Annotated in this window: 26 protein-coding genes; 12 read left to right on the top strand and 14 right to left on the bottom strand. The window is 63.9% G+C overall.

Annotation, left to right across the window (positions count from 1 at the left end; genetic code table 11):
* The first annotated feature begins 22 nt into the window (after nucleotides 1–22).
* From NKJ32_RS11670 to NKJ32_RS11660, 3 genes are all read left to right on the top strand, one after another.
* On the top strand, nucleotides 23–499 hold the full coding sequence (locus NKJ32_RS11670; protein ID WP_352568244.1) for a hypothetical protein: 477 nt from the start codon (nucleotides 23–25) through the stop codon (nucleotides 497–499).
* A gap of 636 nt (nucleotides 500–1,135) precedes the next feature.
* Entirely contained in the window at nucleotides 1,136–3,388 is a 2,253-nt protein-coding gene (locus NKJ32_RS11665; RefSeq protein WP_352698485.1) for a transglycosylase domain-containing protein, read from the top strand.
* A gap of 61 nt (nucleotides 3,389–3,449) precedes the next feature.
* The gene (locus NKJ32_RS11660; protein ID WP_023675240.1) at nucleotides 3,450–4,202 is read left to right on the top strand and encodes an SDR family NAD(P)-dependent oxidoreductase; all 753 of its coding nucleotides are present in this window, start codon (nucleotides 3,450–3,452) and stop codon (nucleotides 4,200–4,202) included.
* 90 nt (nucleotides 4,203–4,292) lie between these two features.
* Here the strand turns inward: NKJ32_RS11660 and NKJ32_RS11655 are convergent, their stop codons facing one another.
* Nucleotides 4,293–4,742 (bottom strand): baeRF12 domain-containing protein, encoded by a 450-nt coding sequence (locus NKJ32_RS11655; RefSeq protein WP_023675241.1) that lies wholly within the window; start codon nucleotides 4,740–4,742, stop codon nucleotides 4,293–4,295.
* A 439-nt stretch (nucleotides 4,743–5,181) separates the two neighbouring features.
* On the opposite strand from NKJ32_RS11655, the gene cysG reads away from it, so the two are divergent.
* The 6 genes from cysG (at nucleotide 5,182) to NKJ32_RS11625 (ending at nucleotide 10,920) form a co-directional block, all read left to right on the top strand.
* A complete protein-coding gene (cysG, locus tag NKJ32_RS11650; protein WP_352698487.1) occupies nucleotides 5,182–6,633 on the top strand; it encodes a siroheme synthase CysG in 1,452 nt (483 codons plus the stop codon).
* A complete protein-coding gene (locus NKJ32_RS11645; protein WP_352453967.1) occupies nucleotides 6,630–6,935 on the top strand; it encodes a DUF2849 domain-containing protein in 306 nt (101 codons plus the stop codon). Before cysG ends, NKJ32_RS11645 begins: the two co-directional genes overlap by 4 nt.
* A gap of 73 nt (nucleotides 6,936–7,008) precedes the next feature.
* Nucleotides 7,009–8,679: a nitrite/sulfite reductase gene (locus NKJ32_RS11640; protein WP_352827590.1), complete on the top strand. Its 1,671-nt coding sequence runs from the start codon at nucleotides 7,009–7,011 to the stop codon at nucleotides 8,677–8,679.
* Nucleotides 8,654–9,418, top strand: a complete 765-nt coding sequence (locus NKJ32_RS11635) for a phosphoadenylyl-sulfate reductase (protein ID WP_352448339.1) — start codon at nucleotides 8,654–8,656, stop codon at nucleotides 9,416–9,418. Before NKJ32_RS11640 ends, NKJ32_RS11635 begins: the two co-directional genes overlap by 26 nt.
* Before the next feature lie 209 nt (nucleotides 9,419–9,627).
* On the top strand, nucleotides 9,628–10,164 hold the full coding sequence (locus tag NKJ32_RS11630; protein WP_352568237.1) for a DUF934 domain-containing protein: 537 nt from the start codon (nucleotides 9,628–9,630) through the stop codon (nucleotides 10,162–10,164).
* A 135-nt stretch (nucleotides 10,165–10,299) separates the two neighbouring features.
* The gene (locus NKJ32_RS11625; RefSeq protein WP_352468335.1) at nucleotides 10,300–10,920 is read left to right on the top strand and encodes a DJ-1/PfpI family protein; all 621 of its coding nucleotides are present in this window, start codon (nucleotides 10,300–10,302) and stop codon (nucleotides 10,918–10,920) included.
* A 147-nt stretch (nucleotides 10,921–11,067) separates the two neighbouring features.
* Here the strand turns inward: NKJ32_RS11625 and NKJ32_RS11620 are convergent, their stop codons facing one another.
* On the bottom strand, nucleotides 11,068–12,090 hold the full coding sequence (locus tag NKJ32_RS11620; protein WP_352568236.1) for a fatty acid desaturase: 1,023 nt from the start codon (nucleotides 12,088–12,090) through the stop codon (nucleotides 11,068–11,070).
* Between the two features lie 127 nt (nucleotides 12,091–12,217).
* Nucleotides 12,218–12,421 carry a hypothetical protein gene (locus tag NKJ32_RS11615; RefSeq protein ID WP_023675249.1) on the bottom strand — a complete coding sequence of 68 codons (204 nt, stop codon included), beginning with the start codon at nucleotides 12,419–12,421 and terminating at the stop codon, nucleotides 12,218–12,220.
* A gap of 236 nt (nucleotides 12,422–12,657) precedes the next feature.
* On the opposite strand from NKJ32_RS11615, the gene grpE reads away from it, so the two are divergent.
* Entirely contained in the window at nucleotides 12,658–13,293 is a 636-nt protein-coding gene (grpE, locus tag NKJ32_RS11610; protein WP_023675250.1) for a nucleotide exchange factor GrpE, read from the top strand.
* Nucleotides 13,294–13,411: 118 nt separating this feature from the next.
* Here the strand turns inward: grpE and olsB are convergent, their stop codons facing one another.
* The 7 genes from olsB to NKJ32_RS11575 all read right to left on the bottom strand — a co-directional run bounded on the left by olsB (nucleotide 13,412) and on the right by NKJ32_RS11575 (nucleotide 20,857).
* Nucleotides 13,412–14,287, bottom strand: coding sequence for a l-ornithine N(alpha)-acyltransferase (olsB, locus tag NKJ32_RS11605; RefSeq protein ID WP_352568317.1), 876 nt, complete (start codon nucleotides 14,285–14,287; stop codon nucleotides 13,412–13,414).
* 149 nt (nucleotides 14,288–14,436) lie between these two features.
* Nucleotides 14,437–16,725 carry a PAS domain-containing hybrid sensor histidine kinase/response regulator gene (locus NKJ32_RS11600; RefSeq protein ID WP_352568235.1) on the bottom strand — a complete coding sequence of 763 codons (2,289 nt, stop codon included), beginning with the start codon at nucleotides 16,723–16,725 and terminating at the stop codon, nucleotides 14,437–14,439.
* An 88-nt stretch (nucleotides 16,726–16,813) separates the two neighbouring features.
* Nucleotides 16,814–17,803: an acrylyl-CoA reductase (NADPH) gene (gene acuI / locus NKJ32_RS11595; protein WP_352568234.1), complete on the bottom strand. Its 990-nt coding sequence runs from the start codon at nucleotides 17,801–17,803 to the stop codon at nucleotides 16,814–16,816.
* Between the two features lie 51 nt (nucleotides 17,804–17,854).
* Nucleotides 17,855–18,331: a signal peptidase II gene (gene lspA, locus NKJ32_RS11590; protein WP_352568316.1), complete on the bottom strand. Its 477-nt coding sequence runs from the start codon at nucleotides 18,329–18,331 to the stop codon at nucleotides 17,855–17,857.
* Nucleotides 18,332–18,357: 26 nt separating this feature from the next.
* A complete protein-coding gene (locus NKJ32_RS11585; protein ID WP_352568233.1) occupies nucleotides 18,358–19,221 on the bottom strand; it encodes a TrmH family RNA methyltransferase in 864 nt (287 codons plus the stop codon).
* Nucleotides 19,222–20,283, bottom strand: coding sequence for an RsmD family RNA methyltransferase (locus NKJ32_RS11580; protein WP_352568231.1), 1,062 nt, complete (start codon nucleotides 20,281–20,283; stop codon nucleotides 19,222–19,224). It abuts the gene before it with no gap.
* A gap of 88 nt (nucleotides 20,284–20,371) precedes the next feature.
* Nucleotides 20,372–20,857, bottom strand: a complete 486-nt coding sequence (locus NKJ32_RS11575; RefSeq protein WP_352568230.1) for a DUF1772 domain-containing protein — start codon at nucleotides 20,855–20,857, stop codon at nucleotides 20,372–20,374.
* A 106-nt stretch (nucleotides 20,858–20,963) separates the two neighbouring features.
* On the opposite strand from NKJ32_RS11575, the gene NKJ32_RS11570 reads away from it, so the two are divergent.
* Nucleotides 20,964–21,647: a helix-turn-helix transcriptional regulator gene (locus NKJ32_RS11570; protein WP_352755085.1), complete on the top strand. Its 684-nt coding sequence runs from the start codon at nucleotides 20,964–20,966 to the stop codon at nucleotides 21,645–21,647.
* A gap of 86 nt (nucleotides 21,648–21,733) precedes the next feature.
* Complete coding sequence (locus NKJ32_RS11565; protein ID WP_352568229.1) at nucleotides 21,734–22,102, top strand: VOC family protein; 369 nt, start codon at nucleotides 21,734–21,736, stop codon at nucleotides 22,100–22,102.
* 98 nt (nucleotides 22,103–22,200) lie between these two features.
* On the opposite strand, the gene lhpI is transcribed toward NKJ32_RS11565, so the two are convergent.
* From lhpI to sppA, 4 genes are all read right to left on the bottom strand, one after another.
* Nucleotides 22,201–23,169: a bifunctional Delta(1)-pyrroline-2-carboxylate/Delta(1)-piperideine-2-carboxylate reductase gene (lhpI, locus tag NKJ32_RS11560; protein WP_352568228.1), complete on the bottom strand. Its 969-nt coding sequence runs from the start codon at nucleotides 23,167–23,169 to the stop codon at nucleotides 22,201–22,203.
* Between the two features lie 52 nt (nucleotides 23,170–23,221).
* Nucleotides 23,222–23,554, bottom strand: coding sequence for a LapA family protein (locus tag NKJ32_RS11555; RefSeq protein WP_023675260.1), 333 nt, complete (start codon nucleotides 23,552–23,554; stop codon nucleotides 23,222–23,224).
* Nucleotides 23,555–23,601: 47 nt separating this feature from the next.
* A complete protein-coding gene (locus tag NKJ32_RS11550; protein ID WP_023675261.1) occupies nucleotides 23,602–23,886 on the bottom strand; it encodes an integration host factor subunit beta in 285 nt (94 codons plus the stop codon).
* A gap of 81 nt (nucleotides 23,887–23,967) precedes the next feature.
* Nucleotides 23,968–24,924, bottom strand: a complete 957-nt coding sequence (gene sppA, locus NKJ32_RS11545) for a signal peptide peptidase SppA (RefSeq protein ID WP_352568227.1) — start codon at nucleotides 24,922–24,924, stop codon at nucleotides 23,968–23,970.
* Nucleotides 24,925–25,229: the final 305 nt, after the last annotated feature.

The raw sequence follows: 25,229 nt of genomic DNA, 5'->3' as shown, positions 1-25,229 counted from the left end.
TCCGGATAGCTGGTTCGATGACTTGGCGATTTCTGCCGATGACGACCTGTTAAGAATAGTTAAAACGTCAGCCCATATTGTACACGTTGAAGGCGAGGGGTATGGAGTTTCGCCGCAACTTTGGACTTCTATGGAAGGAGGCTGTTCGGTCGAGTTGCTTTCGATGTTGGAAGCAGCGAACGTTTTGGTGAATGACCGCATTGTATCTCAGAAGGGCCTAGGTGCGACGAAGATTAGCGTCTCTGCGGTGCGGAACACGATGAATCGAATTGATCAAAAGACTAAACAGGGTGTTGAGCCGCTAGGGATCGCATACACTCCGATAGCGCCGGACCAGCCCTATGGTCCAAACCCTTACCATTGCGACATCTTTCCCAAGTTGGGCAACCCGGGTCGAAATCTCCTACACAGCAAGGCTTCCTTGGTCTGTCTGGACCAAAATGAAGCAAAGGCGCTGTGGGAAAAGCGCCATGGCATCACGCCTGCTGGCGAAAGTTGAAGAGTTCAGCTTTGGAACCCACCTCTTTCCGACCGGATTGCGCCTATAAACAGGGGAAAAGTCGCTATGAAATTCGACGATTACGAATGAAGTGTCGCCCGGCCACGGACTGGCGAAGGCCGCAATGGTGCAATTAAGAGCGCGCCGATGAGGCGCGTGAAGGTGCATTCTACCTTGGCAACCGCCTGGACCTTGATCGCGATGATGCCATGTCCTCCCCTGCTCGGCCACGCTCGTAAATACATTGCCAGAGCCAAGTGCCAGCGCCGGGCCGGGCTGCCTTCTCGGCCGGCATCTTCCTGTTGCTGACAGCTAGTGGCGAAGCCGTAGCGTGCGCTCTGGCCGCCGATCACTATCCGTGACCAATCAAGCCAGACGCGGGCGCCAGTCTGAACGACCCACGCGAGGTTGCCGGCCACTGGGCATCAGCACGACCGAGAAATATGACCGCGCTATCCTGGAGGCTACCGACCGATTCGCTGACGTCAGAATCAGGCGGCGTGAACAGCGGCAATAGGTGCCCGGCACCCATTTGATTACCAATCGATTCAGATTTTCCCGACTTAACCCGCCTTTAAACCGCCGCATCTAGTCTTCAACCCCAACGCCATAGGCATGGGGAAGACAGCACAGCGCATGGCGAACCGGAAAGACAGCCGCATCGAGCCCAGCTTCGAGGCATCGCCGGGGGCGAGATCCTCGGCGGGTTTTTCGGTAAGCGAGGAGGACCGCGTCGTGCCGAGCAACCGAAAAGCCGCTGCAAAGCGCAAATCGTCCAAGGCCAAGCCGCCGCGCGGCGGGCGCGGCAAAAGCCGGCGCGGCGTGTTCGGCGTGCTTGCCCGGCTGTTCTACTGGTGCTTCGTGCTGGCCATCTGGGGCGGCATCGCCACTGCCGGCATCGTCGTCTATTACGGCGCGAAAATGCCGGCGGCCACCACCTGGGCCATTCCCGATCGCGCCCCCAACATCAAGATCGTCTCGGTCGACGGCCAGCTGCTTGGCAATCGCGGCATGAGCGGCGGCGAGGCCGTCGGCCTGCACGAAATGTCGCTCTATATTCCCGAGGCCGTCATCGCCATCGAAGATCGCCGTTTCTATTCGCATTTCGGCATCGACCCGATCGGCCTTTCCCGGGCCATGGTGACCAATGTGCTGGGCGGGCATTTTTCGCAGGGCGGCTCGACGCTGACCCAGCAGCTGGCCAAGAACCTGTTCCTGACGCCGGACCGCACGCTGGAACGCAAGGTGCAGGAAGTGCTCTTGGCGCTGTGGCTGGAGCACAAGCATACGAAGGACCAGATCCTCGAAATGTACCTCAACCGGGTTTATTTCGGCTCTGGCGCCTATGGTGTCGAAGCGGCCTCGCGCCGCTATTTCGGCAAGAGCGCGCGTGACGTCACGCTGTCGGAGGCCGCCCTTCTCGCCGGCCTGCTCAAGGCGCCGTCGCGGCTGTCGCCGGCGCGCGACCCGAAGGCGGCCGAGCAGCGCTCGCAGCTGGTGCTCGCCGCGATGCGCGACGAGGGCAAGATCAGCGCAAAGGAGCAGACCACGGCGATGAGCGCGCCGGCGACACGCGCGCCGTCCTACTGGACCGGCTCGGAAAACTACGTCGCCGATACGATCATGGAAGAACTGCCCGACCTGATCGGCGACGTGCGCCGCGATATCGTCGTCGACACGACCGTCGATCTGACGCTGCAGAAACTCGCCGAGCAATCGATCCGCCGGCTGATCGATCAGAGCGGCAAGAAGCTCAATGTCAGCCAGGGCGCGCTGGTGTCGATCGACAATTCCGGCGCGGTGCGCGCGATGGTCGGCGGTTACGACTATTCGACCAGCCAGTTCGACCGCGCCTCGGAGGCGCGCCGGCAGCCGGGCTCGGCGTTCAAGCCGTTCGTCTACATGGCGGCGCTGGAATCCGGCCGCACGCCGGACAGCGTGCGCAACGACGCGCCGATCAAGATCGGCAACTGGACGCCCGACAATTACGGCGGCAAATATTTCGGCAAGGTGACGCTGGCGACGGCGCTGGCAAAATCGCTGAATTCGGTTGCCGCGCAGCTGACCATGGAAGTCGGGCCGAATGCGGTGGTCGAGGCGGCGCACCGCATGGGCGTCCAGTCCGAGCTGACGGCCAACACATCGATCGCGCTCGGCACCTCGGAAGTGACGCCGCTGGAACTGACCTCGGCCTATGTTCCCTTTGCCAATGGCGGTTATAAGCCCGACATCCATTTCATCCGCCGCGTCACGACGAGCGACGGCAAGGTGCTCTACGAAAACAATGGCGGCGGTGCGCCGCGGGTCGTCAATCCCGATGTTGTCGGCATGATGAACTCGATGATGACCGGCACGGTCGAGATCGGCACGGCCAGGAAGGCGGCGTTCGCCTGGCCGGCGGCCGGCAAGACCGGCACCAGCCAGAATTCGCGCGACGCCTGGTTCATCGGCTATACAGCCAATCTGACCACCGGCGTCTGGTTCGGCAATGATGACGGCAGCGCGATGAAGAAGGTCACCGGCGGCGCGCTGCCGGCGCAGGCCTGGCACGAGTTCATGGTCGCCGCGCATGAGGGCGTGCCGGTGCGGCCGCTGCCTGGAACCTGGAAGTCGACGCCGCCCGACACCATCGTCCCGGACGACATACCGTCCGACACGGCGCCGCCGGCGCCGGTCGCTTCCGTTGGCCAATCGGCGCCGCCTGCAGCAGCTACCCAGCCGGCTTCGCGTCCCGTGCGTCCTGCCGAGACGGTCGATGCCGGCGGCCTGGCCATGCCGGGGGTCGACAGCGCCACCGCATCGATCAAGCATCCGGTGCCGCCCGGCAATGTCGGCGGCCCGGTCAAGAAGCGGCAGACGTCGATCCTGGACATCCTGACAGGCGGCTGAACAACAGGCCCCCTCGCCACCGCTGCCGCGTTCCGCTACATCTCCCGTTTGGAGACCGCGAATGGCAGAGACCGACACCAGAAAGACCATTGTGCTGACCGGCGCCAGCCGTGGCATCGGCCACGCCACGGTCAAGCGCTTTTCACGCGAAGGCTGGCGCGTCATCACCTGCTCGCGCCAGGCCTTTGCCGAGGACTGCCCGTGGCCGGCCGGCCCGGAAGACCATATCAAGGTCGACCTCGCCGACCAGGAGGATGTCGGCATCGCCATCTCCGAGATCCGCCACCGGCTGGAGGCGCATGGCGGGCAGCTGCATGCGCTGGTCAACAATGCCGGCATCTCGCCGAAGCTCAAGGACGGCAACAGCCGCATGAACTCGATCGACACGCCGATGCATGTCTGGCGCGACGTCTTCCAGGTGAATTTCTTTGCCCCGATCATGCTGGCGCGCGGACTGTTCAAGGAGCTGGCGTCGGCCAAGGGCTCGATCGTCAACGTCACCTCGATCGCCGGCACCCGGGTGCACCCCTTCGCCGGTACCGCCTATGCGACGTCGAAGGCAGCACTCGGCTCGCTGACCCGCGAGATGGCGCATGATTTCGGCCCGCACGGCATTCGCGTCAATGCGATTGCGCCGGGCGAGATCGACACCGCGATCCTGTCGCCGGGCACCGAAAAAATCGTCGAGACCATTCCGCTGAGAAGGCTGGGCACCACGGCGGAAGTCGCCGACATCATCTTCTTCCTGTGCTCGCAGCAGGCGTCCTACGTGACCGGCTCGGAAATACACATCAATGGCGGCCAGCACGTGTAGAAGGCTTTCCAGGCGAGCGAGCCGGCAGGATTTGTCAGCATCGCGGGCGGCGTGTTCAAGTCTGGCGGCGGTTGACGCCGCCGATGCCGATCAGGTCGCCTGCAGCAGGTTCTCGATATCGGGTATGCTGTGGTTGGTCAGCGTCTTTGGAATTTCGGCCGTTATCTTGTCGGTGACCTCCTTGTGCAGCTTCCTGCGCATGTCGCCCAGCACCGGCGGCGGCGCGATCAGCACGATCTCCTTGAAGCTGCCGCGATGCGCGAGCTTGTAGAGCCTGTCGGCAATCTCTTCGGCAAAACGCTCCTTGCCGAGACGGTGCCAGTCGGTGTCCTCGACCGCACTGCGGTGGACGGAAGGGCCGTCGCTGTAGCGGCCGGGGCGGTCCGTGCCCTGTTCTCGGGTTGCCGGATTTTCCTGCTCCATCTCGTGCACGACCTGAAGGTCGGGATATTGGACGTCTCCACGGTTCTCGAGGAACAGCGCCTTTTCGCCATCTGCCACCACGATCCACAGTCCGCGTTTCAGTCTGACGTTGCTCATGGGGCGCTCCTTTTTTGATTTTTCAAGCCCATCGCCAAGCCTTTGCCGTAGGGGCATGACCGGGCTTGGGCCCTAGTGCAAACGCGTGCCGAGGCGGGAATGTTCCGGTACTCGGACCCGGTATTCCGACAAGGGCCGGCGAGAGCGCGGGGCTGCCGTCGATCGCTCGGTCAGCATCCGGCGGCTTAATCTACTAAATTGATAGAATTTAGAAAAATCTGTTTTGTGGTTAGCTCCTCCAGGCGCTAGAAAGGCAGCGGATCAAGGGCTGCAACAGCAGCTTCAATCTGCTCCGCATTTGAATGTGGAATATTTTTCTCTTGGCCTTCATGCTTGCAGAAAAGAGATTGCCTGCTACGAAGCGATGCGCGAGTGGGTGCCTTCTGGTTTTTCGCGCCCCCGCGTAGAACTGACAAACGGTTCCAGGATTCCGCTCGTCATGCCGCAAGCCACGCCCAAGCTCAATGCCTTTCCCGTCTTCATGCGGGTCGAGGGCGAAGCCATAGCCATCGTCGGCGGCGCAGAGGAAGCGCTGGCCAAGGCGCGGCTGCTCGCGCAGTCGAGCGCTGTGCTGCGCATCGTCAGCGATGAAACAAGCCCGGAGCTGCTGGCCTTTATCGCCGAGACGGGGGCCGCCCACATCGCCGAGGCCTATGATGCAGCACATCTCAATGGTGCGGTGATGGTGTTTGCCGCCAGCGGCGACGAGGCGCTCGATCGCCGCGTTGCCGGGGATGCGCGCCGGCTGGGCATTCCGGTCAATGCCGTCGACCGGCCGGAGCTATGCGATTTCTTCACGCCGGCACTGGTCAACCGCGCGCCGGTCGCCATTGCCATCGGCACGGAAGGTGCCGGCCCGGTGCTGGCGCAGATGCTGCGCAGCCGCATCGACCGCATGCTGTCGCCCTCGCTCGGTCCGCTCGCAACTCTCGCCGCATCGTTTCGCGACACCGCCGAAAGACTGCTGCCGAAGGGCAACGCCCGCCGCCGCTTCTGGAGCGATTTCTTTGGCGGCGCGCCGGCCCGCGCTGTCGAGGCCGGCGAGCTTTCGCAGGCGCATGATGCGGCCGTCGGCCTGCTGCTTTCGAAAGAACCGGCATCGGGCCATATCGCGCTTGTCGGCGCCGGTCCGGGCGCCGAGGACCTTTTGACGCTGCGCGCCCATCGCCTGCTGATGGAAGCCGACGTGATCGTCCATGACGCGCTGGTGCCGGAGGCGATCGTCGCCATGGGCCGCCGCGATGCCGAGCGCCTGCCGGTCGGCAAGCGCAAGGGCTGCCATTCCAAGAGCCAGGCCGAGATCAATGCGCTGCTGGTCGAGCTTGGCCACGCCGGCAAGCGTGTCGTGCGGCTGAAGTCCGGCGACCCGCTGGTGTTCGGCCGGGCCGGCGAGGAGATGGCGGCACTTCGCGATGCCGGCGTCGCCTACGAAGTGGTTCCGGGCGTCACCGCGGCCTTCGCCGCCGCCGCCGATTTCGAACTGCCGCTGACGCTGCGCGGCGTGTCGTCGTCGATGGTGTTCACCACCGGCCATGACCTCAAGGGAAATTCGCTGCCAGATTGGGCAAAGCTCGCTATTTCCGGCGCGACGGTCGCCGTCTATATGGGCCGCTCGGTCGCTGCAGAGGTCGCCGGCCGGCTGATCGAAGCCGGCCTGTCGCCGGATACGGCCGTCGCCGTGGTCGAGAATGCCAGCCTTGCCAGCCGCCGCCGTTTCCACGGCACGCTCGCCGACCTGCCATCGCTGGAGGCGCGTGCCGACCTCAGCGGCCCGGTGATGACCATCATCGGCGACGCGGTCGCCGGCGCCAATTTCGAACGGTCCGAGCCACTGGCGGCACACAGGCAGGAAAGCGTGGCCCGTGCTGCCGCGCAAGGAGTGAACCAATGAAAGTCCTGACCGCGAACCGCCTCGCCGACGGCATAGCCGTCTGGTACGCCAATGGCGGCTGGGCCGAGACTATCGACCATGCCGACATCGCCCATGACAAGGCGGCCGAGGACCGGCTGGAGGCGATCGGCGCCAAGGCCTCCGCCAACAACGAAGTGGTCGACGTCAACCTGATAGACGTGACCGTGGCCAACGGCACGGTCGAAGCGGTCCGGCTGCGTGAAAAGATCCGTGCCGCCGGCCCGACCACCCGCAACGACCTGGGCAAGCAGGCCCGTCCGCAAGCCGCACGCGCGGCATAGATGACCCAAGCATGATCCCGATCATGCTCGAACGAAGAAAATAACGGGCGGACGCGCCCGGAAAGACCTGAATATGTACCGTTATGATGAGTTCGACCACGATTTCGTCAAGGCCCGCGTCGCCGAGTTCAGCGACCAGGTCGCGCGGCGCCTTGCCGGCGAGATCACCGAGGACCAGTTCCGGCCGCTGCGGCTGATGAACGGCGTCTATCTGCAACTGCATGCCTACATGCTGCGCATCGCGGTGCCCTACGGCACGCTGAACAGCAAGCAGCTGCGCATGCTCGGCCACATCGCCCGCAAATACGACAAGGGTTACGGCCATTTCACGACGCGCCAGAACATCCAGTTCAACTGGCCGGCGCTGTCGGACATCCCGGCGATCCTGGCCGATCTGGCAAGCGTCGAGATGCACGCCATCCAGACCAGCGGCAATTGCATCCGCAACGTCACCGCCGACCACTTCGCCGGCGCCGCCGCTGACGAGGTTGCCGATCCGCGCCCCTATGCCGAAATCCTGCGGCAATGGTCGTCGGTGCATCCGGAATTCTCGTTCCTGCCGCGAAAATTCAAGATCGCGGTGACCGGCGCCGAGCGCGACCGCGCCGCCATCCAGACGCACGACATCGGCCTGCATCTGAAGAAGAACGCTGCCGGCGAGCTCGGTTTCGCCGTCTATGTCGGCGGCGGCCAGGGCCGCACGCCGATGGTCGCCAAGAAGATCCGCGATTTCCTGCCCGAAGCGGATCTGTTGTCCTACTGCACGGCGATCCTGCGCGTTTACAACCTCTACGGCCGTCGCGACAACAAGTTCAAGGCGCGCATCAAGATCCTGGTCCATGAGACCGGCGTCGAGGAGATCACCCGCCAGGTCGAGGCCGAATGGCAGGAGTTGAAGGACGCCGAGCTGAGGCTGCCGGAAGAAGACATCCGCGCCATCGACGCCTATTTCGCGCCGCCTCCGCTTGTCGACCGGCCGGAAGGCGATGAGGCGGTCAAGCTTGCCCGCCTCGACTCCAAGAGCTTTTCCGAATGGCTGGACCAGAATGTGGTCACCCATCGCCATCCCGACTACGCGGGGGTGACCATCTCGCTCAAGGGCATCGGCGAGACGCCGGGCGATGCCTCCGACAGCCAGATGGAAGCGGTCGCCGACATTGCCGAAAAATATTCCTTCGACGAGCTGCGCGTCAGCCACGAGCAGAACCTGATCCTGCCGCATGTGGCGCGGGCCGACCTCAAGGCGGTCTATGACGCGCTTGTCGATATCGGGCTGGCGACGGCCAATTCCAACCTGATCAGCGACATCATCTCCTGCCCCGGCCTCGACTATTGCGCGCTGGCAACGGCGCGCTCGATTCCCGTGGCGCAGGAAATCTCGCGGCGCTTCGCCTCACTGGAGCGCCAGCGCGAGATCGGCGAATTGAAGCTGAAGATTTCCGGCTGCATCAATGCCTGCGGCCATCACCATGTCGGCCATATCGGCATCCTCGGGGTCGAGAAGAAAGGCGCCGAGCTCTACCAGGTGACGCTCGGCGGCTCGGCCGACGAGAACACCTCGGTCGGCGAGATCATCGGCCGCGGCTTCAGTTCGGAAGAGATCACCGATGCCATCGAGCAGATCGTCGAGACCTATCTCGGGCTTCGGCTGGACAGAAACGAAAGATTCATCGACGCCTACCGCCGAGTCGGTCCCGCGCCGTTCAAGGAGGCGCTCTATGCTGGCGAAGCCAAGGCCGCTTGACCGTATTGTCGACGTCGAGGCCGGCATCGCCGCCCAAGCGGCGGGTCTCGACGCGCTCTACGGCCATCTGAAGCCGCTGGAGATCATCGAGCGGTCGACCCGGGAGTTCTTTCACGGCGAAATCGCCGCCGTCTCGTCCTTCGGCGCGGATTCGGCGGTGCTGCTGCACATGATCGCCGAGATCGACCGCACGCTGCCGGTGATCTTTCTCGACACCGGCAAGCATTTCGAGGAGACGCTCGGCTATCGTGACGCGCTGGCCGCCGATTTCGGGCTGAGCGATATCCGGGTGATCAGGCCCGACGATGCGGCGCTGGCAAGGATCGACCCGACCGGCAATCTGAACGAGACCGACACCGACGCCTGCTGCGACGTCCGCAAGGTCGAGCCGCTGGCGCGCGGCGTCGAGCCGTTCCGCGCCTGGTTCACCGGCCGCAAGCGCTTCCAGGCGGCGACCCGGGCAGCGCTGCCAGTGTTCGAGGCGGTCGGCTCGCGCATCCGCATCAATCCGCTGGCGCACTGGACGACATCGGACCAGGCCGGCTACATGCGCGCACATGCGCTGCGTGAAAACCCGCTGGTCGCCTATGGCTATCTGTCGATCGGCTGCTTCCCATGCACGCAGCCGGTGCAGCCGGGCGACGACGCGCGCAGCGGCCGCTGGGCCGGGCACGCCAAGACCGAATGCGGCATCCACTTGTCGGGGCTGGAAAGGTCGCTGACCGACGCCTCGCTTTAGGATATGTTGATATTCAGCCGGCCTGCAAACGGCGGCTTCCTGCGCTTCCGGCGCTCACGTACCCAAAGTACGCTCCGCTCCGGTTCTCGGAAGCCACCCAGTTTGGTCGCTTCGCGCCCGCCGTCGGCTTCGGCTTGGCCTGACCTGAATCTCGACACACCCCGGGGTGTTTTGAATTTGAGAATATTGTGGACTTGGGAATTTTCTTGATGAGCGACTTGATAGCCGAAAACGCAATGCGGCTGTGGACACCGGATGGGTTCCGCGAGGACGAGTGGGTTCATGCCGAAAGCGCCGAGGCGCTGGTCGGCAATGGCCGTTTCATCCTGCCGTTGCAGGCGTTTCTCGGCCTCGATCCGGAGGTGCGGCGGTCGGCGAAGGAGCGCATCGGTGTGCTGCTGCAGCCCGGCGATCAGCTCGAAAAGATCGCAGGCCTGCTCGATCAGCTGTCACTGGTGGCGCTGGCGTTTCCGGCGTTCAATGACGGCCGCTCGTTCTCCAAGGGCGAATTGCTGCGCAGCCGTTATCATTTTGCAGGCGCTATGCGCGCCACCGGGCAGGTGCTGATTGATCAGCTGCCGCATATGCTGCGCGTCGGCTTCGATGAATTCGAGATATCGCACCCGGTGCTGCTGAAGCGGCTCGAGCAAGGCCGCACAGGCGGACTGCCGCTGTTCTATCAGCCGGCGGTGAAGCCGGAGGCCAAAGGCCCGAAATATTCCTGGCGGCGGGTGCGCGCCGGCTGATCCGCTCCAGAGGGCCAGAAGCCTTCTGGTCGGACCACATTCCAGATTCAACCTTTTATTTTGCGCCTCTCCGCCTTAGGATAGACCCATTATTTCGCGATCCGAATAAATGTGGCCACAAGGGAGGAACCGGGTATGGCTGGCAAGAAGATATTGATGCTCGTTGGCGAGTTCAGCGAGGAGTACGAGATTTTCGTCTTTGAACAGGCCATGCATGCGGTGGGCCACACCGTCCATGTCGTTTGCCCCGACAAGAAGGCCGGCGATATCCTGAAGACCTCGCTGCACGACTTCGAGGGCCACCAGACCTATACGGAAAAGCTCGGCCACGACTACATTCTCAACAAGACGTTTTCCGAGGTCAACCCGGCCGAATACGACGCCGTCTACGCGGCGGGCGGGCGCGGGCCGGAATATATCCGCATCGACAAGCGCGTGCAGGCGCTGGTGCGGCATTTCCATGAGACGGGAAAACCGATCTTCACCATCTGCCACGGCGTGCAGATCCTGATCGCGGTCGACGGCGTGGTGCGCGGCCGCGAAGTCGCGGCGCTGCAGTATTGCGAGCCGGAAGTCACGCTGGCCGGCGGCATCTATATCGATGTTGCGCCGACCGGCGCCCATGTCGACGGCAATCTGGTGTCGGCCAAGGGCTGGCCGGGCCTTGCCGCGTTCATGCGCGAATGCCTGAAAGTGCTGGGCACCGAGATCCGCCAGGGCGAGATCCTGATGCGCGACCAGCGCCAGGCGGCTTAAGCTCGGAATGTGGAGCCCGCCGCACCCCTAACGCATGTCGCGCAAAAGTGTTCAGCGGTTTTGCGATAACGGCATGCATAAACAAGAACCTAAAGCGCGTCGCATGAGGCCGGTCGAGCGCGACGCGCTTTAGGTGCGGCGGTACGTCTACACGGCCATCCGCGCTTCGCGGAACGATACCAGCTTGCTGCGGCTCTCGTCCCACAGCGCCAGCTTGACGCAGCGCAGGCTGTCGAGGAGTGTGACGCGGCCGATCTCACGCAGCTCCGGATAGTCCCTCAGCACTTCCGGAAGCCGGTAGCATGGCACCTTGGCCGAGAGGTGGTGCACGTGGTGGACGCCGATATTGCCGGTGATCCAGTTCAGCACCGGCGGCAGGTCGTAATAGGACGAACCGTGCAGGGCAGCGTGCTGGAATTCCCACTCGGAGTCCTTTGTCCACTCCGTCTCTTCGAACTGATGCTGGACATAGAACAGCCAGATGCCGGCCGATCCGGCGAGGATGACGATCGGCAAATGCACGACCAGAAACGCGCCGGGGCCAACGAACCAGATGAGCAGCGCGGCTATGACCGTGATGGCTAGGTTGGTCGACATCGACGACACCCAAGGGGTGAGGCCGCCCCGCATCATGCCCAAGGGCAGTCTCTGCTCGAAAATGAAAATCCAGATCGGGCCAAGGCCGAACATCACCAGCGGATGGCGATAGAGGCGATAGGCGAGCCGGCCCCGCCACGACAGTTGCCGGTATTCGGCGACGGTCAGTGTCTTGATGTCGCCGGTGCCGCGCTCGTCGAGATTGCCGGCGCTGGCGTGATGGGTTGCGTGGGCGCGGCGCCAGCAATCGTAGGGCGTCAGCGTCAGCACGCCAAGGACGCGGCCGATCCAGTCGTCGGCATAGCGATTGGCAAAGAAGGAGCCGTGGCCGCAATCGTGCTGGATCATGAAGATCCGCACCAGAAAGCCGGCGGCTGGAAGGATGAGGACCAGACCCCACCAATGGCCATAGGCATAAGCGGCCGAGGACAATGTCCACAGCGTGGCGAAGGGGATGAGGGTGATGGCGAGTTCGACGGCGCTGCGACGCCTGTCGGGCTTTTTATAGCGCGACAGGATTTTCAACCAGGCGCGCTTGCTGTTTGCCACAGCTTCGGGGGAAATCATGTTCATCATGAAACATAGGCGGAGCAGCGCGCTGCCGCAAGCCGGCGATCACGCAAAGTTACTGCGGGTAAATGTCGCGCGATGGCGAGGAATTGATGGCCGCAGTCGCCGGGCGCACGGCCTGCAATGGTGTTTACCGACGGCGCCCGCCTGCGACCACCTTGGCTTCCACGCCGTCCAGGCGGTCGAGCAATTCCTTCAGACGGTCGGGAATATCGGACTCCGTGCGGAAGGCCGGCAAGGTGCGCAGAAAGCGCTTGGTCGCCTCGGTGCCGAGCTGGCGCCGGATATCGGCGGCGAGCCCATCGCGTTTTTCGCCATTCCTGCGGGGCATCATCCAAAATCCTGTGTCGGCTTCGAAACTCTTCCAAGGGAGGAATGGTTCCCGCATTGTAGTGTCCCGGCAAGCAAAGACGTCGGGTACGGTAAAGTTTGAATTAAAATCGAAAGGTCTGCGCCGTCCGCCATCAATCAGCGACAGCGGCTGCAGTATCGCTTGCCCCTTGATTTTTGGCCGCTAAACCTCGATATCGGGCGCAAATCCACACCATTCGAAAATGACGGGAAACGGCGATGAGCGACCAGGCAAAAGACGAACGCGCGCCCGATGAAGCCGAGAAGACCGAGGCTGCCGCGGAGCCAAGGGAAGGTGGCGTCGACGGCGACTATGAAGCGCTTGTGCGGCTTCTGAAGGAAAACGAAGAGCTGAAGGATCGCGCGCTGCGCGTCGCGGCCGACATGGAGAACTTGCGTCGCCGCACCGCCCGCGACGTCCACGACGCGCGCGCCTATGCGGTTGCCAATTTTGCCCGCGACATGCTTTCGGTGTCAGACAATCTGCGCCGTGCGCTGGATGCCATCCCGGAGGAGGCCAAGGCTTCGGGCGATGCCGGCTTCAAGGCGCTGATCGACGGCGTCGAGATCACCGAGCGCGCCATGCTGTCGGCGCTGGAACGCCACGGCGTGAAGAAGCTCGAGCCCGAGGGCGAGAAATTCGATCCGAATTTCCACCAGGCGATGTTCGAGGTGCCCAATCCCGACGTACCGGCCAACACGGTCGTGCAGGTCGTGCAGCCCGGCTATTCGATCGGCGAGCGTGTTCTGCGGCCCGCCATGGTCGGCGTGGCTAAGGGCGGCCCCAAGCATGTGGCGAGCGAAGCGCCAGTCGAGCCGGGGCCGGTCAACGAGCAGGCTGAGAAAGATGCGTGAATGGGTGAATGGTCAATAGTGAATGGTTAGTAGTGAGTAGCCAATTGCTGCTCCAGCAGTCAGTGCTATGTTCTATTCACTATTCACTATTCACTATTCACTATTCACTATTCACTATTCACGCCGCAAACCGCTGCGCTTCTCCACCATAATAATTGACGTAGCGGGCACCGATCTCCTTGACCGGCATCACCACGAACACGTCGACCGTCGAGAATTCACGGTCGATGACGCAACCGTCGCCAATGCGCGCGCCGACGCGCAGATAGCCCTTGACCAGTGGCGGCATCGCGGCGATCGCCGCCTTGGTATTGACCGCCTCGATCGGCATCAGATCCATGGAACAATAGCGCCCGGCGACGGCACGCACGTCCCAGGATGAATTCGTCCGGCAGTGGTGGGCAAGATAGGTCAGCGCCTCTGCATGTGCCGCCGGCACGGTGCCGTGGAACGACGCGCAGCCGGTCATCACGCCGATGCCGTAATGATTGATATAGGCCCAGATGCCTTGCCACAGCGCCTCGATGGTGCGCTTCGAGCGGTATTCCGGCAGAACGCAGGAGCGGCCGAGCTCGAGGAAGCGCTGGCCGGGATGCCGCGCGATCAGCTTGGTCAGTTCGAATTCACCTTCGGAATAGAAGCCTCCGGCGGCCGCGGCAATCTCCTGCCGCAGCAGGCGGTAGGTGCCGACGATGCGGCGATGCTCGGGGCCGGAAAGCGAAGTATCGAAGACCAGCAGATGGTCGCAGAGGGGATCGAAGCGGTCGGCATCGCGGCGGTCCTGCATCTGGAACAGGTCCTTCCTGGCACCAAGCTCGTCGTAGAACACCCGGTAGCGCACTTCCTGCGCGGCAGCGATCTCGGGCTCGTTGCGGGCGAGCCGCACTTCGAGATTGCCGATGCGGCCGAGCGATGCGCCTTTTATGACGGCATCGGCGTTCCGGCCGACGAGCAAAGGCCCGCTGGCGTTCGGCCGAGCATCACATTCCGGCATGACTGTATGCACGAGTGATTCTCCTTCGAGCCATCCCTCTTGGCACGGGGATACGGTGTAGGTGCAACAGGATTGTGACAGTACCGTGATACGGCTCTGCGGGCAATACTTCGTCGGCTGGGTAATCTATCAACCGTCTATGTTGTGCCTCAGGCGGCCGCTTGCCCTTCGACCGCATGAACCAGGGCATCGGGGTCGAGCGGCTTGGTGACGAAGCCGCTGGCACCGTGAGCGAGCACGGCGTGGCGGGTCTTTTCCTGGCTGTCGGCCGACAGCACCATGATCGGCACCGGCGGCACCGCGGTCTCCTCCTCATGGCGGCGGATGGCGGCGATGGCGTCCAGACCGTCCATGACAGGCATGTGCAAGTCCATCAGCACCACGTCGTAGCGGTGCTTGTGGCCGGTGCTGATGACCGCCTCGACCGCGGCCTTGCCGTTGCCGACCACTTTCACGCGATGCCCGGCCTTCAGCAGCGTGGCGCGGGCCAGCATGGCGTTGATGTCGTTGTCCTCGGCGATCAGCACCGACAGGCCCTGCTGGCGGGCGCCAATGGCGTGCCCCGCCTGCGCGCCGCGCCTTTGCAGTTGCGGCTCGGCGATGACCGGTGCATGGCTGGTCAAAAGCACGCGCAGCAGTGTCTCGCCGCGCACCGGCCTCGCCAGGAAGGTGGCGTAACCGTTGGCACGGAACTCGCCAAGCATGCCGCGGTCGGTCGGCGCGATCAGCGTCACTGCCTCGCAATCGGCAAATCCGCTCTGGCGCAGGCGCCTGAGCAGCCTGCCGTCGCTTTGCTCCATGGCAGCATCGATCAGAAGCACGTCACAGCCCTCGGCGAAAGCGGTGGCCTGGGCGGCGGCGGTGGCCAGATCGACCGTGCCGCCATTGGCGCGAATGGTGCGGGCGAGGGCTTCGGCCTCGACCAGGTTCTTCGATACGATCACCGCATGCCGGCCCGACAGCGCGTCCTGGCGGATCTGCGGCGCCTCGACGGCGGAAATAGCGGGAATCTCGAAGACGAATTCGGACCCCTGGCCAAGCCGGCTCGACACAGAGATAGTGCCGCCCATGGCGATCACCAGGCGTTTGGAAATGGCGAGACCGAGGCCGGCACCGCCATGCGCACGGGTCGAGGTGCCGTCAGCCTGTTCGAAGTCCTCGAATATGCGCTCCATGTCCTCCTCGCGCAGACCGGGGCCGGTGTCGGTGATGGTGAAGCAGATGCGGTCGGTGGTTTCGGTGCGGACGCGGGCGATGCTTGCCAGGACGCCGCCGCTGTCGGTGAACTTGACGGCGTTGCCGATGAGATTGAGCAGCACCTGCCTGACCCTGCCGGGGTCGGCGGTGATCAGCTGCGGCACGTCGGGTTCGACATGGCAGCCGAGGCCGATATCCTTGGCAAAAGCCCGCGCCGCCAAAAGCTCGATGACATTGTCGGCGATCTCGCGCACCGACATCGGCTGCGGTTCGGGATCGAAGCGGCCGGCCTCGATCTTGGAGTAGTCGAGCAGGTCCTCGATCAGCGCCAGCAGCGCGCTGGCCGAGGTCGAGATGGCGCCGACATAGGTCCGCTGCTCGGGCGAAAGGCTGGTGTCGGCGAGAAGCCGGGCCATGCCCATGATGCCGTTCATCGGCGTGCGGATCTCGTGGCTGACGGTGGCGAGGAAGCGCGATTTGGCCTGGCTCGCATATTCGGCCCGCTCGCGGGCGGTGATCAGCGAGGATTCGGCGCGCTTGCGAGCGGTGATGTCGCGGGCGATGGCGCGATGCGAAACGGCGCCGCTGTCCTTGTCGCGCACCGACAGCTCGATCCAAGAGAACCAGCGTGGGCCGTCCGGCGTGCGAATGGCGACGTCGGTGGAACTCAGGCATTCATGGTCGGAAAACGCGGCGTCGGGGACGATGCCGACATCGATGCCTAGTTCGGCCAGGGTCTTGCCGGCAAGGTCGCGCTGGTCGGTTTCGACAAGGTCGGCGAAAACCTTGTTGGCGTAGACAATGTGGCCGTCGCGGTCACGATGGACGACGAGATCGCCGAGTGCATCGATCAGCCCGCGAAAGCGCTCCTCGCTCTCCTGCATCTCCCACATGCGGTCGGCCAGCGTCTCGATTTCGGCGCGGCTGCGGGCGGTCGTGGCATCGAGCAGGGCCACCGCGCGGCGCTCGGTGCGCCTGTTGCGCAGATGCATGGCGAGCCCGGCGATGGCTGTCGCCAAAAGGCCGATGGTGATGAAGATCGGCGCCCCGGTCAGATGCGAAAAGCCTGCCAGCACGACGATGGCGACGAGCGTCAGGAAGGGCAGGCCTTCGCGGTTGGAGGCCGGCAGTTCCGGCGCCAGCGGTGGCGCGGCGACAAGCTGCCGTCCTGGCGCCGCGGGGGCCGTCCCGTCGGCCCGTTCGGCTGGTTCCGCCTCTCTGATGCCGGGTTCCGCAATCATACGGAACTCCTGCCAGACAGAGCTTATCGAAGGTTGTGGTTGATCGCTCGAATTTTAGCGGTCGCGCTCTTTTTTATCCCTTGGGGGCTCATATATCCACCACCACGCGGCCGCGGATCTTGCCCTCGACGATCTCATGCGCGGCGCCGATGATGCCGTCGAAGCCGATGCTCATCGACAGGCTGGCAAGCTTTGCGTGGTCGAGATCGGCGCCGATGCGGCGCCAGGCCTCGAGGCGGACCGCCTTCGGCGCCATCACCGAATCGATGCCGAGCAGCGAGACGCCGCGCAGGATGAAGGGGGCGACGCTTGCCGGCAGGTCCATGCCGCCGGCGAGGCCGCAAGCGGCGACGGCGCCGCCATAGGAGGTCATCGACAGAACGTTGGCCAGCGTGTGACTGCCGACCGCATCGACGCCGCCGGCCCAGCGTTCCTTGGCGAGCGGTTTTGCCGGCTGGGTGAGCTCGTCGCGTGAAATCACTTCCGCGGCGCCGAGGTCGATCAGATAGGGGCTTTCGGCAGCGCGGCCGGTCGAGGCGATGACGTGATAGCCGAGGCTGGACAGGATCGAGACCGCGACCGAGCCGACGCCACCGGCAGCGCCGGTCACGACCACCGGGCCGCGCTCGGGCACGATGCCGTGCCGCTCCAGCGCGATGACGCAAAGCATGGCGGTGTAGCCGGCGGTGCCGACCGCCATCGCATCATGCGGGCTCATGCCGTCCGGCAACGGCACCAGCCAGTCGCCCTTGACGCGGGCGCGCCCTGCAAAGGCGCCGAAATGCGTCTCGCCGACGCCCCAGCCGTTCAATATGACCTTTTCGCCCTTGCGCCAGTCAGGATTGGAAGACGAGATGACGGTGCCGGCGAAATCGATGCCCGGCACCAGCGGCCAGCGGCGGATTACCGGCGCCTTGCCGGTAATTGCAAGACCGTCCTTGTAGTTCACCGTCGTCGCCTCGACCGCGACGGTGACGTCGCCCTCCATCAGGTCTGCCTCGGTAAGCTCGGTCACCGCGACTGACTGGTTTTTCTCGGCGTCACGCGAAACGAGGATGGCTTTGAAGGTTTCCGGCATTTTTTCTCCTCGGGCTTGCAGATCAGAATGTGCGGCGCCAGGCGAGTGAGGTCAATCGCTCGACGCTCCGCGCCGCCAGCTAATGAGTTCGTCGAAGACGACCAGTACCGCACCAACCGAAATGAAGGCGTCGGCGAGGTTGAAGACGGCGAAGGACCAGACCGGCGTATGGAACAGGACATAGTCGATTACATGACCGTAGATTGCGCGATCGATCAGGTTGCCGAGCGCGCCGCCGACGATCAGCGCGAAGCCGATGCGGGCAAGCAGGTGGCCCGGCGGCGTGCGGGCCGCAAGGTAGAGCACGAAAGCGACCACCACAACCGCGACGACCACCAGGCCGGTGTCGCCGAAGGACGAAAACAGCGAAAACGCGATGCCGGTGTTGTAGGTGCGGTACAGCGCCAGGAAAGGCAGGAGATCGAGCTTTTCCTGAAAGGCAAGGCCGGTCTCGACCAGATATTTCAGCCACTGGTCGAGCGCTATCGCGGCGACAACCAGAAAAGCGTAGGGGCTCCAGGACTTCATAGTTTGCAGTTTCACGGTTTGGGACGTCACGATCGGGCATCCTCCGGGCCGAGCTTCAGCGCGCCGCGCCGGATCTCGAACAGCATGACGCCGGTGGCCACCGCAAGGTTGAGCGAATCGGCGCGGCCGGCCTGCGGTATCCGCAGCAGTTTGTCGCAGTTTGCGGCAAGCTCGTCAGGCAGGCCTTGCTGCTCGTTACCCATCATCAAAAGCACCGGGCCTTTTGAAAAATCGACCGAGCGGTAGTCGACCGCACCCTTCAGATGGGTGCCGGCGACGAGGCCGGGAAAGCTCTTTCGCCAGGCGAGAAAAGCTTCGGGCGACGCCTTGGCGACCGGCACGGCGAAAATCGAGCCCATGGTGGCGCGCACCGTTTCGACCGAAAAGGGATCGGTGGTCTCGCCGACCAAGATGACGCCCCTGGCCCCGACAGCGTCGACCGTGCGGATGACGGTGCCGAGATTGCCGGGGTCGCGGACGCGGTCGAGCGCCACCCAGACGTCGCCGTCACGGACGCGGATGTCCTTCAACGGCAGGAATTTCTGCGAGAACACGCCGACGACCATTTGCGGATTGTCGCGGCGGGTGATGGCGACCAGCACTTTTTCCGAAACTTCAAGGACGGTGCCGCCGGCGGCGACCGTGCGCGCCGCGATCTTTTCAACCGCCGTATTGCCACGTCCGGCCTTGGCGAAGACCAATGTCCTGATCGACCAGCCGAGATCGAGCGCGTCGATGACCAACTTCAGGCCTTCGGCCATGAAGGCATTCTGCTGGTCACGGAATTTCTTCAGCGCGAGCGCCTTGATGGCCTTGACCAGCGGGTTGGCGAGGCTGGTGACTTCCTTCACCTGCCCTGGCGCGCCCGCGTGCCGTTCGTACGCACTCATTCAGGCCACCCAGCGTGAGAACAGCGAGGTCGAAAGCGCCCGACCGGCAGATTTCTCGCGGATGATCAATTCACCCGACTCGACCGTGCCGCCCATGCCGGCGAAGGTGTCGCGCATCAGGGCATGGATGGCGAAAAAAGAGGCGCGGATCGAATAGGCGGTCAGTACCACGGCGAGCGGCTTCGGCGTCAGGATCGCGCGGCAGATATCGGTCAGCGCCGGCAGGTCCTCGAACAGCTGCCAGACCTCGCCTTTCGGTCCGCGGCCATAGGCGGGCGGGTCGAACAGGATGATGTCGTAACGGCTGCCGCGGCGCTCCTCGCGTTCGGCGAATTTCACGGCATCGTCGACGATCCAGCGGATCGGCTTTTGCGACAAGCCCGCCATTTCCTGGTTTTCGCGCGCCCACCCGATCGCCTTCTTGGAAGCATCGACGTGGGTGACCTCGGCGCCGGCACGCGCCGCCACCAAGGAGGCAAGGCCGGTGTAACCGAACAGGTTCAACACCTTCACCGGCCGTTTTGCCGCCGCGATCAGTCCGGCCATGTGGTCCCAGTGCGAGGCCTGCTCGGGAAAGACGCCGACATGGCGAAACGAAGTGAAGCGGCCGAGATAATCTATGCCGTCATGCTTCATCGGCCAGGTCTCGCCGAGCGGCGTCTTGGGGAAGCGCCAGCGGCCGATGCCTTCCTCGTCGGTATCGCCGGTGAAAATGGCGTCGGCGCGCTCCCAGTCCCTGGCCGGCAAAGCCTTTTGCCAGATCGCCTGGCCCTCCGGCCGAACGATGCGGTAGGGGCCGTATTGCTCGAGTTTCTCTCCGGCGCCGCTGTCGAGCAGCGCGTAGTCCTGATTGGCGCCGACCTCGAGGATCAGCGGCAGATGTTCGGCAGGCAGCGCGCCATCGCGGCGGGATAGAGGGCGCGGCGCGGCTTTCGGCTCGGACCGGTCCTGCAGTTTAGGCTCCGAACCGGCGGTCAGGCCGGCGTCGCGCCGCCGCGGCTGCTCCGCCCCGCCCTTCGCGGGCGGGCGGCTGTCGCGGCGTTTGTCGCGAAAAGGTTTCAAGAAGGCGCATCTCCGGAAGGCGGCTCGCCGCTTCTGCCACAGCACATTGACCGGCGCAACAAAAGGGCTGCCGACGTGTGCAACCGGATCAGCCGCGCCTGATCGACAGCAGGCCGACTGCGAGCGCTATGAAACCAACGGCCTTGAAGCCGGTGACGACCATATGGCCGGTTTCCCAGCTGCTCCGGATACTTTCGAAATTGTCCGGGATCGGTCCAGGCACCCAGGTGGCCAGGACATCGTTTGCCGGTTTGACCAGGGTAAACCACGCCACGAGGGCCATCAGATAAAGCACGGTGGCGGCCAAAATCCACCAGAATGCCGGGCGGTCGCTGCGCAGCATCCAGGCGAGAAGCCCCGGGCAGGCGATCGCGGCCACGTCCAGCGGTGCGCCGACAATCGCGAAGAATTGGAACTGAGCGTTGAAGACAGTGGTTTCACGCCAGAGCGAAGGCGGCCATCTGGTCAGCCGCGGCACCGATTCCAGCACATGGGCGAAGGATGGTCCGAGGCTGAGCGCAGCGACGATGGCGGTCAAAACCGACCAGAACAACAGGAACCCGCGTATATCCATAATGGCCAGACAACGGCGTCAGGGCGCAGACGTTCCCGTCCGCCACCATGTCGCTTGCCGCCGAAAGTGCTGGGGCTCTATCGTGATTGAAACTAGGTCATGATTCATGTCCCGTGCTGAACGCCTGCTCGACCTGATCCAGATCCTGCGCCGGCATCGCCGGCCGGTCAGCGGCCGCAGCCTTGCGGGCGAAATGGGTGTGTCGATCCGCACGCTCTATCGCGATATCGCCACGCTGCAGGGGCAGGGCGCGCCGATCGAGGGCGAGGCGGGGTTGGGTTACGTGCTCAGGCCCGGTTTCATGCTGCCGCCCTTGATGTTCACCGATGAGGAGATCGAGGCGATCGTGCTCGGTTCGCGCTGGGTGGCCAAGCAGCCGGACTGGCGGCTTGCGAACGCCGCCACCGACGCGCTGGCCAAGATCGCCGCGGTGCTGCCGGACGATTTGCGCGAAGAGCTCGATGCCTCGACGCTGTTGGTCGGGTCGCGCACCGAGCTCGCCGAAGGCATCGATCTCGGCGTGGTGCGGCAGGCCATCCGCGAGGAGCGCAAGCTGAGCTTTGTCTATCGCGACGCCGGCGGCGCTGCCTCCGAGCGCACCGTCTGGCCGTTTGCACTCGGCTTCTTCGACAAGGTGCGCGTCGTCGCGGCCTGGTGCGAGATGCGCCAGGATTTCAGGCACTTTCGCGCCGACCGGATATCCGGTCTCAATGCCACCGAGATGCGCTATCCGCGCCGCCGTCAGGTGCTGCTCAAAGAATGGCGGGCGACGCTCGACACGCCAAGCTAAGGCTGCTGCTCAGTTGAGACTGCTGCCAGAATCTGGCAGTGGCGTACGGTATGCTCCTCCAGTCGAAACCATCTGGAGAGCAATTCATGACACCGCCCAATTTCGTCATCCTCTTTGTCGACAAGCCTGAGCAAAGCGGCGCCTTCTACAGCGCGCTGCTTGGGCGGCAGCCGGTCGAGACCTCGCCGACCTTCGTGCTGTTCGTGCTCGACAACGGCTTCAAGCTCGGCCTCTGGTCGCGTCACACCGTGGAACCGGCCGCCGCGGCAGCAGGCGGTGGCGCCGAGATCGTCTTTGCGCTGGACACGCCGGGTGCCGTCGACGCCACCCATGCCGAGTGGGCCGGCCGCGGGCTGAAAATTCTGCAGACGCCGACCGACATGGATTTCGGCCGCACCTTCGTCGCGCTTGATCCCGACAGCCACCGGCTGCGGGTTTATTGGCAAAGGCAGTAGGGCAGTAGGGCAGTAGGCGAGAGCAAAGTAGCACTAGGCGCGGCGCCGCACGATTAGCACGGTTTCCTACTGCCCTACTGCCCTACTGCCCTACTGCCCTACTGCCCTACACTTGCCCGATACACGGCAATGCCGGCGGCGAGGTCCTCGAGGGCCGCGCCGACCGACTTGAACAGCGTGATGTCATCGTCGTTCTGCCGGCCTTTTTTCTGGCCGCGCGCCAGTTCATAGAGATCGGCGACGATGGCTTCCGGCTTCAGAACGCCGGAGGCCAGCGGCTGGACGATATCGCCTGCCTCCTTGGTGGCGCCTGCGCGGGTGTCGACATAGACCCGGGCGCGTGCAATCGCGTCGTCGTCGCTTTCGCGCATCGCCGGCGTGAAGCCGCCAACCAGATCGACATGGGCGCCGGGATTCAAGAGTGCGCCCTTGATCAGTGGCATGGTGGTGATGGTCGCCGACGACACGATATCGGCCTTTCCGAGTTCGGCGTCGAGATCGCCTGCTGCTTCGGCCGCAAAACCCTCGGCACGCAATCTTGCCGCGACCTTTTCGGCGTTGGCCGGCGTGCGGTTCCAGATGCGGATGTTCTTGATCGGACGTACCGCCGAATGCGCCTTTGCAAGGAACGGCGACAGCGCGCCGGCGCCCACTATCAGCAGCCGCGATGCGTCCGCGCGGGCCAGATAGGAGGCGGCCAGCGCCGACGCACAGGCCGTGCGCCACTGTGTCAGCCGCTGGCCATCGATCAAGGCCTGAGGCTCGCCGGTGGCGCCGTCGAGCAACAGGTAAAGCCCCATCACCGCGGGCTTGCCGACGGCATTGTTGTCGGGCGACACGGTGACGATCTTGACGCCGATATGGCCATCGGCCGAGGTGCCGGCTGCGTTGAAGTCGGTCCAGGCCGGCATCAAAAGCAGCGTCGAGGCGGCGCCATCGGGCCGCTCAACCGTGTGATGGTGCCTGACCGGCTGCACGGCGCCATCGCGAAAAGCGGCGCGCAACGTCTCGACCAGCCCGGAAAAGGTCAGCGCGCGGTCGACCTCGGCGGCGGAAATGGTCAGCATGAAAGGCTCCGTGGAGAACTAGGCCGGTTGTGCTTCAGGCCCGAGCCGCGGCTCAGTTCGTCGGCTTCGGCAAGGCTGGGCCCTGCGACGCGGTGGGCGCGCGGCTGACCGCCTGGCGCAGGTTCTCTGCCTCGGCGCCGCGCTGGCGCGCCAGCTTGCGGTAGCGGCCCTGCTTGGTCCAGGTCGCCAGGCTGCCGACGATCATGCCGATGGCCAGCGCCAGGAATAGGAAAATGAAGAGCGGCATGGTCAGCGTCAGCGCCGGATTGCCGGGGTTGAACGGATCGAGCGTGAAGGCGACCGGTTCGCGGTTGGCGACGGCCAACGCAATCAGGATGACGGCCAGCGGCACGAAAACCACGATGAGGAGAAAGCGATTGAACATGTTTTTCCGTTCGGAAGAAAAGGCGGGAGCGGTGGCGGGCGCCGCGCCTATTTGCCTCCGTTCAGCCTTTCACGCAATTCCTTGCCGGTCTTGAAGAACGGTACCCATTTCTCCTCGACCTCTACGGATTCGCCGGTGCGCGGGTTGCGGCCGGTACGGGCAGGGCGGTTTTTCACCGAAAACGCGCCGAAGCCGCGCAACTCGACCCGGTTGCCCTCGGCAAGCGCGTCGGTGATTTCATCGAAGATGGCGCTGACAATGTTTTCGACGTCGCGCAGGAAAAGATGCGGATTACGCGTGGCGATGATCTGCACAAGTTCGGATTTGATCATGAAAAGGCTCCCCGTAAAAGCAGTGCCGCCGAAATTATCAGAATGATTTTATTTGGTTTTTCACTCGTCCCAAGCGGTTCCTCAAGGGTGCCAGACGGAAACGAGACCGTCAAGAAACAAGCGGTCCGCTCCAATTTCGTGAAGGACGTCGCCGCCATGGCCGGGCAGGCCAAGCGCAGCACCGACGGTCTGCGCCATCGCCTTGGAGAACAGGAAACCACCACGTTTTTCCGTGTCCTTCCATTCCACCACCTTGAGCTTGGCATCGACACCCTTGCCTGCAAGCCAGTCGATTGCTTCGGCCTCGCCGCCGACCGCGTCGATCAATCTGTTGGTGACCGCCTGCCGGCCGGTGAAGATCGACCCGTCTGCGAGCGCCAGCGCCTCCGGCTTGGTCATGTTGCGGCGCTCGGCGACGATGCCGACGAACCAGTCGTAGCTGTCGAGGATGAGCTTGCGGACCATGGCGCGCTCATCGTCATTGGTCGGCTTGAAGGGAGAAGGCGAGGCCTTCAAGGGCGAGGATTTCACCTCCTCCAGCTTGACGCCGAGCTTGTCCATGAGGCCGCTGACGTCCGGGTACTGGATCAGCACGCCGATCGAGCCGACGATCGAGGATTTGCGTGCGACAATATGGTCGGCCGCGGTGGCGATCATATAGCCCGCCGAAGCCGCGAGCGTGCCGACCTCGGCCACCACCGGCTTGTCGGCGGCGAGCTTGCGCACTGCCTCATAGATCGACTCGCCACCGACGGTGGTGCCGCCGGGTGAATCGATCGACAGGATCACAGCCTTGACGCGCGGCGACTGACGGATTGCCTCCAGCCGCTTGATCAGTTCTTCGTCTTCGGTGATGGTACCTTCGATCTTGACCTTGGCGATGTGGTCGACAGCCGCGCCGGTGAAGTCGTCACCATAGATCCATGCCGAGAAGGCGATCAGTCCGGCTGCTGCGACGATAATCGCCGCAACACGCCAGAATGTCAGCTTGCGGCGCAAGCGGCGGCGGTCGATCAGGTCGTCGGCTCTCAATGCCATGGTCAGCCTCGTAGTCGGTGGGAGCAGATGCTTTTAAAGCAACCATTCGCGCCCGGCTACCGTTTCCTGACGGCCTTGCGCCAAAGGCCGTCTTAGGCATTCGCGGCAAGCCTCAACCTGTCACGTTCTACAGGCTCTAACACTGTGCGCCCATATCTGGTATGAGGTACAGGCTGCGCTGGGGCCATTTTCATTGTACAGGGGCGGCTGTCACATTTTTGCGGTTTTCCTCGGCTTGTGCTTGCTTGAGGGCGCCGGCACCCCACCTATAGGGCGGCCTGGCGGGCAGGGGTTTAGAAGAAGCA

This window comes from Mesorhizobium sp. M0159, from assembly GCF_040322295.1.
In the GTDB taxonomy this organism is placed as follows: domain Bacteria; phylum Pseudomonadota; class Alphaproteobacteria; order Rhizobiales; family Rhizobiaceae; genus Mesorhizobium.
This window is presented reverse-complemented; position numbering and strand designations above follow the sequence as displayed.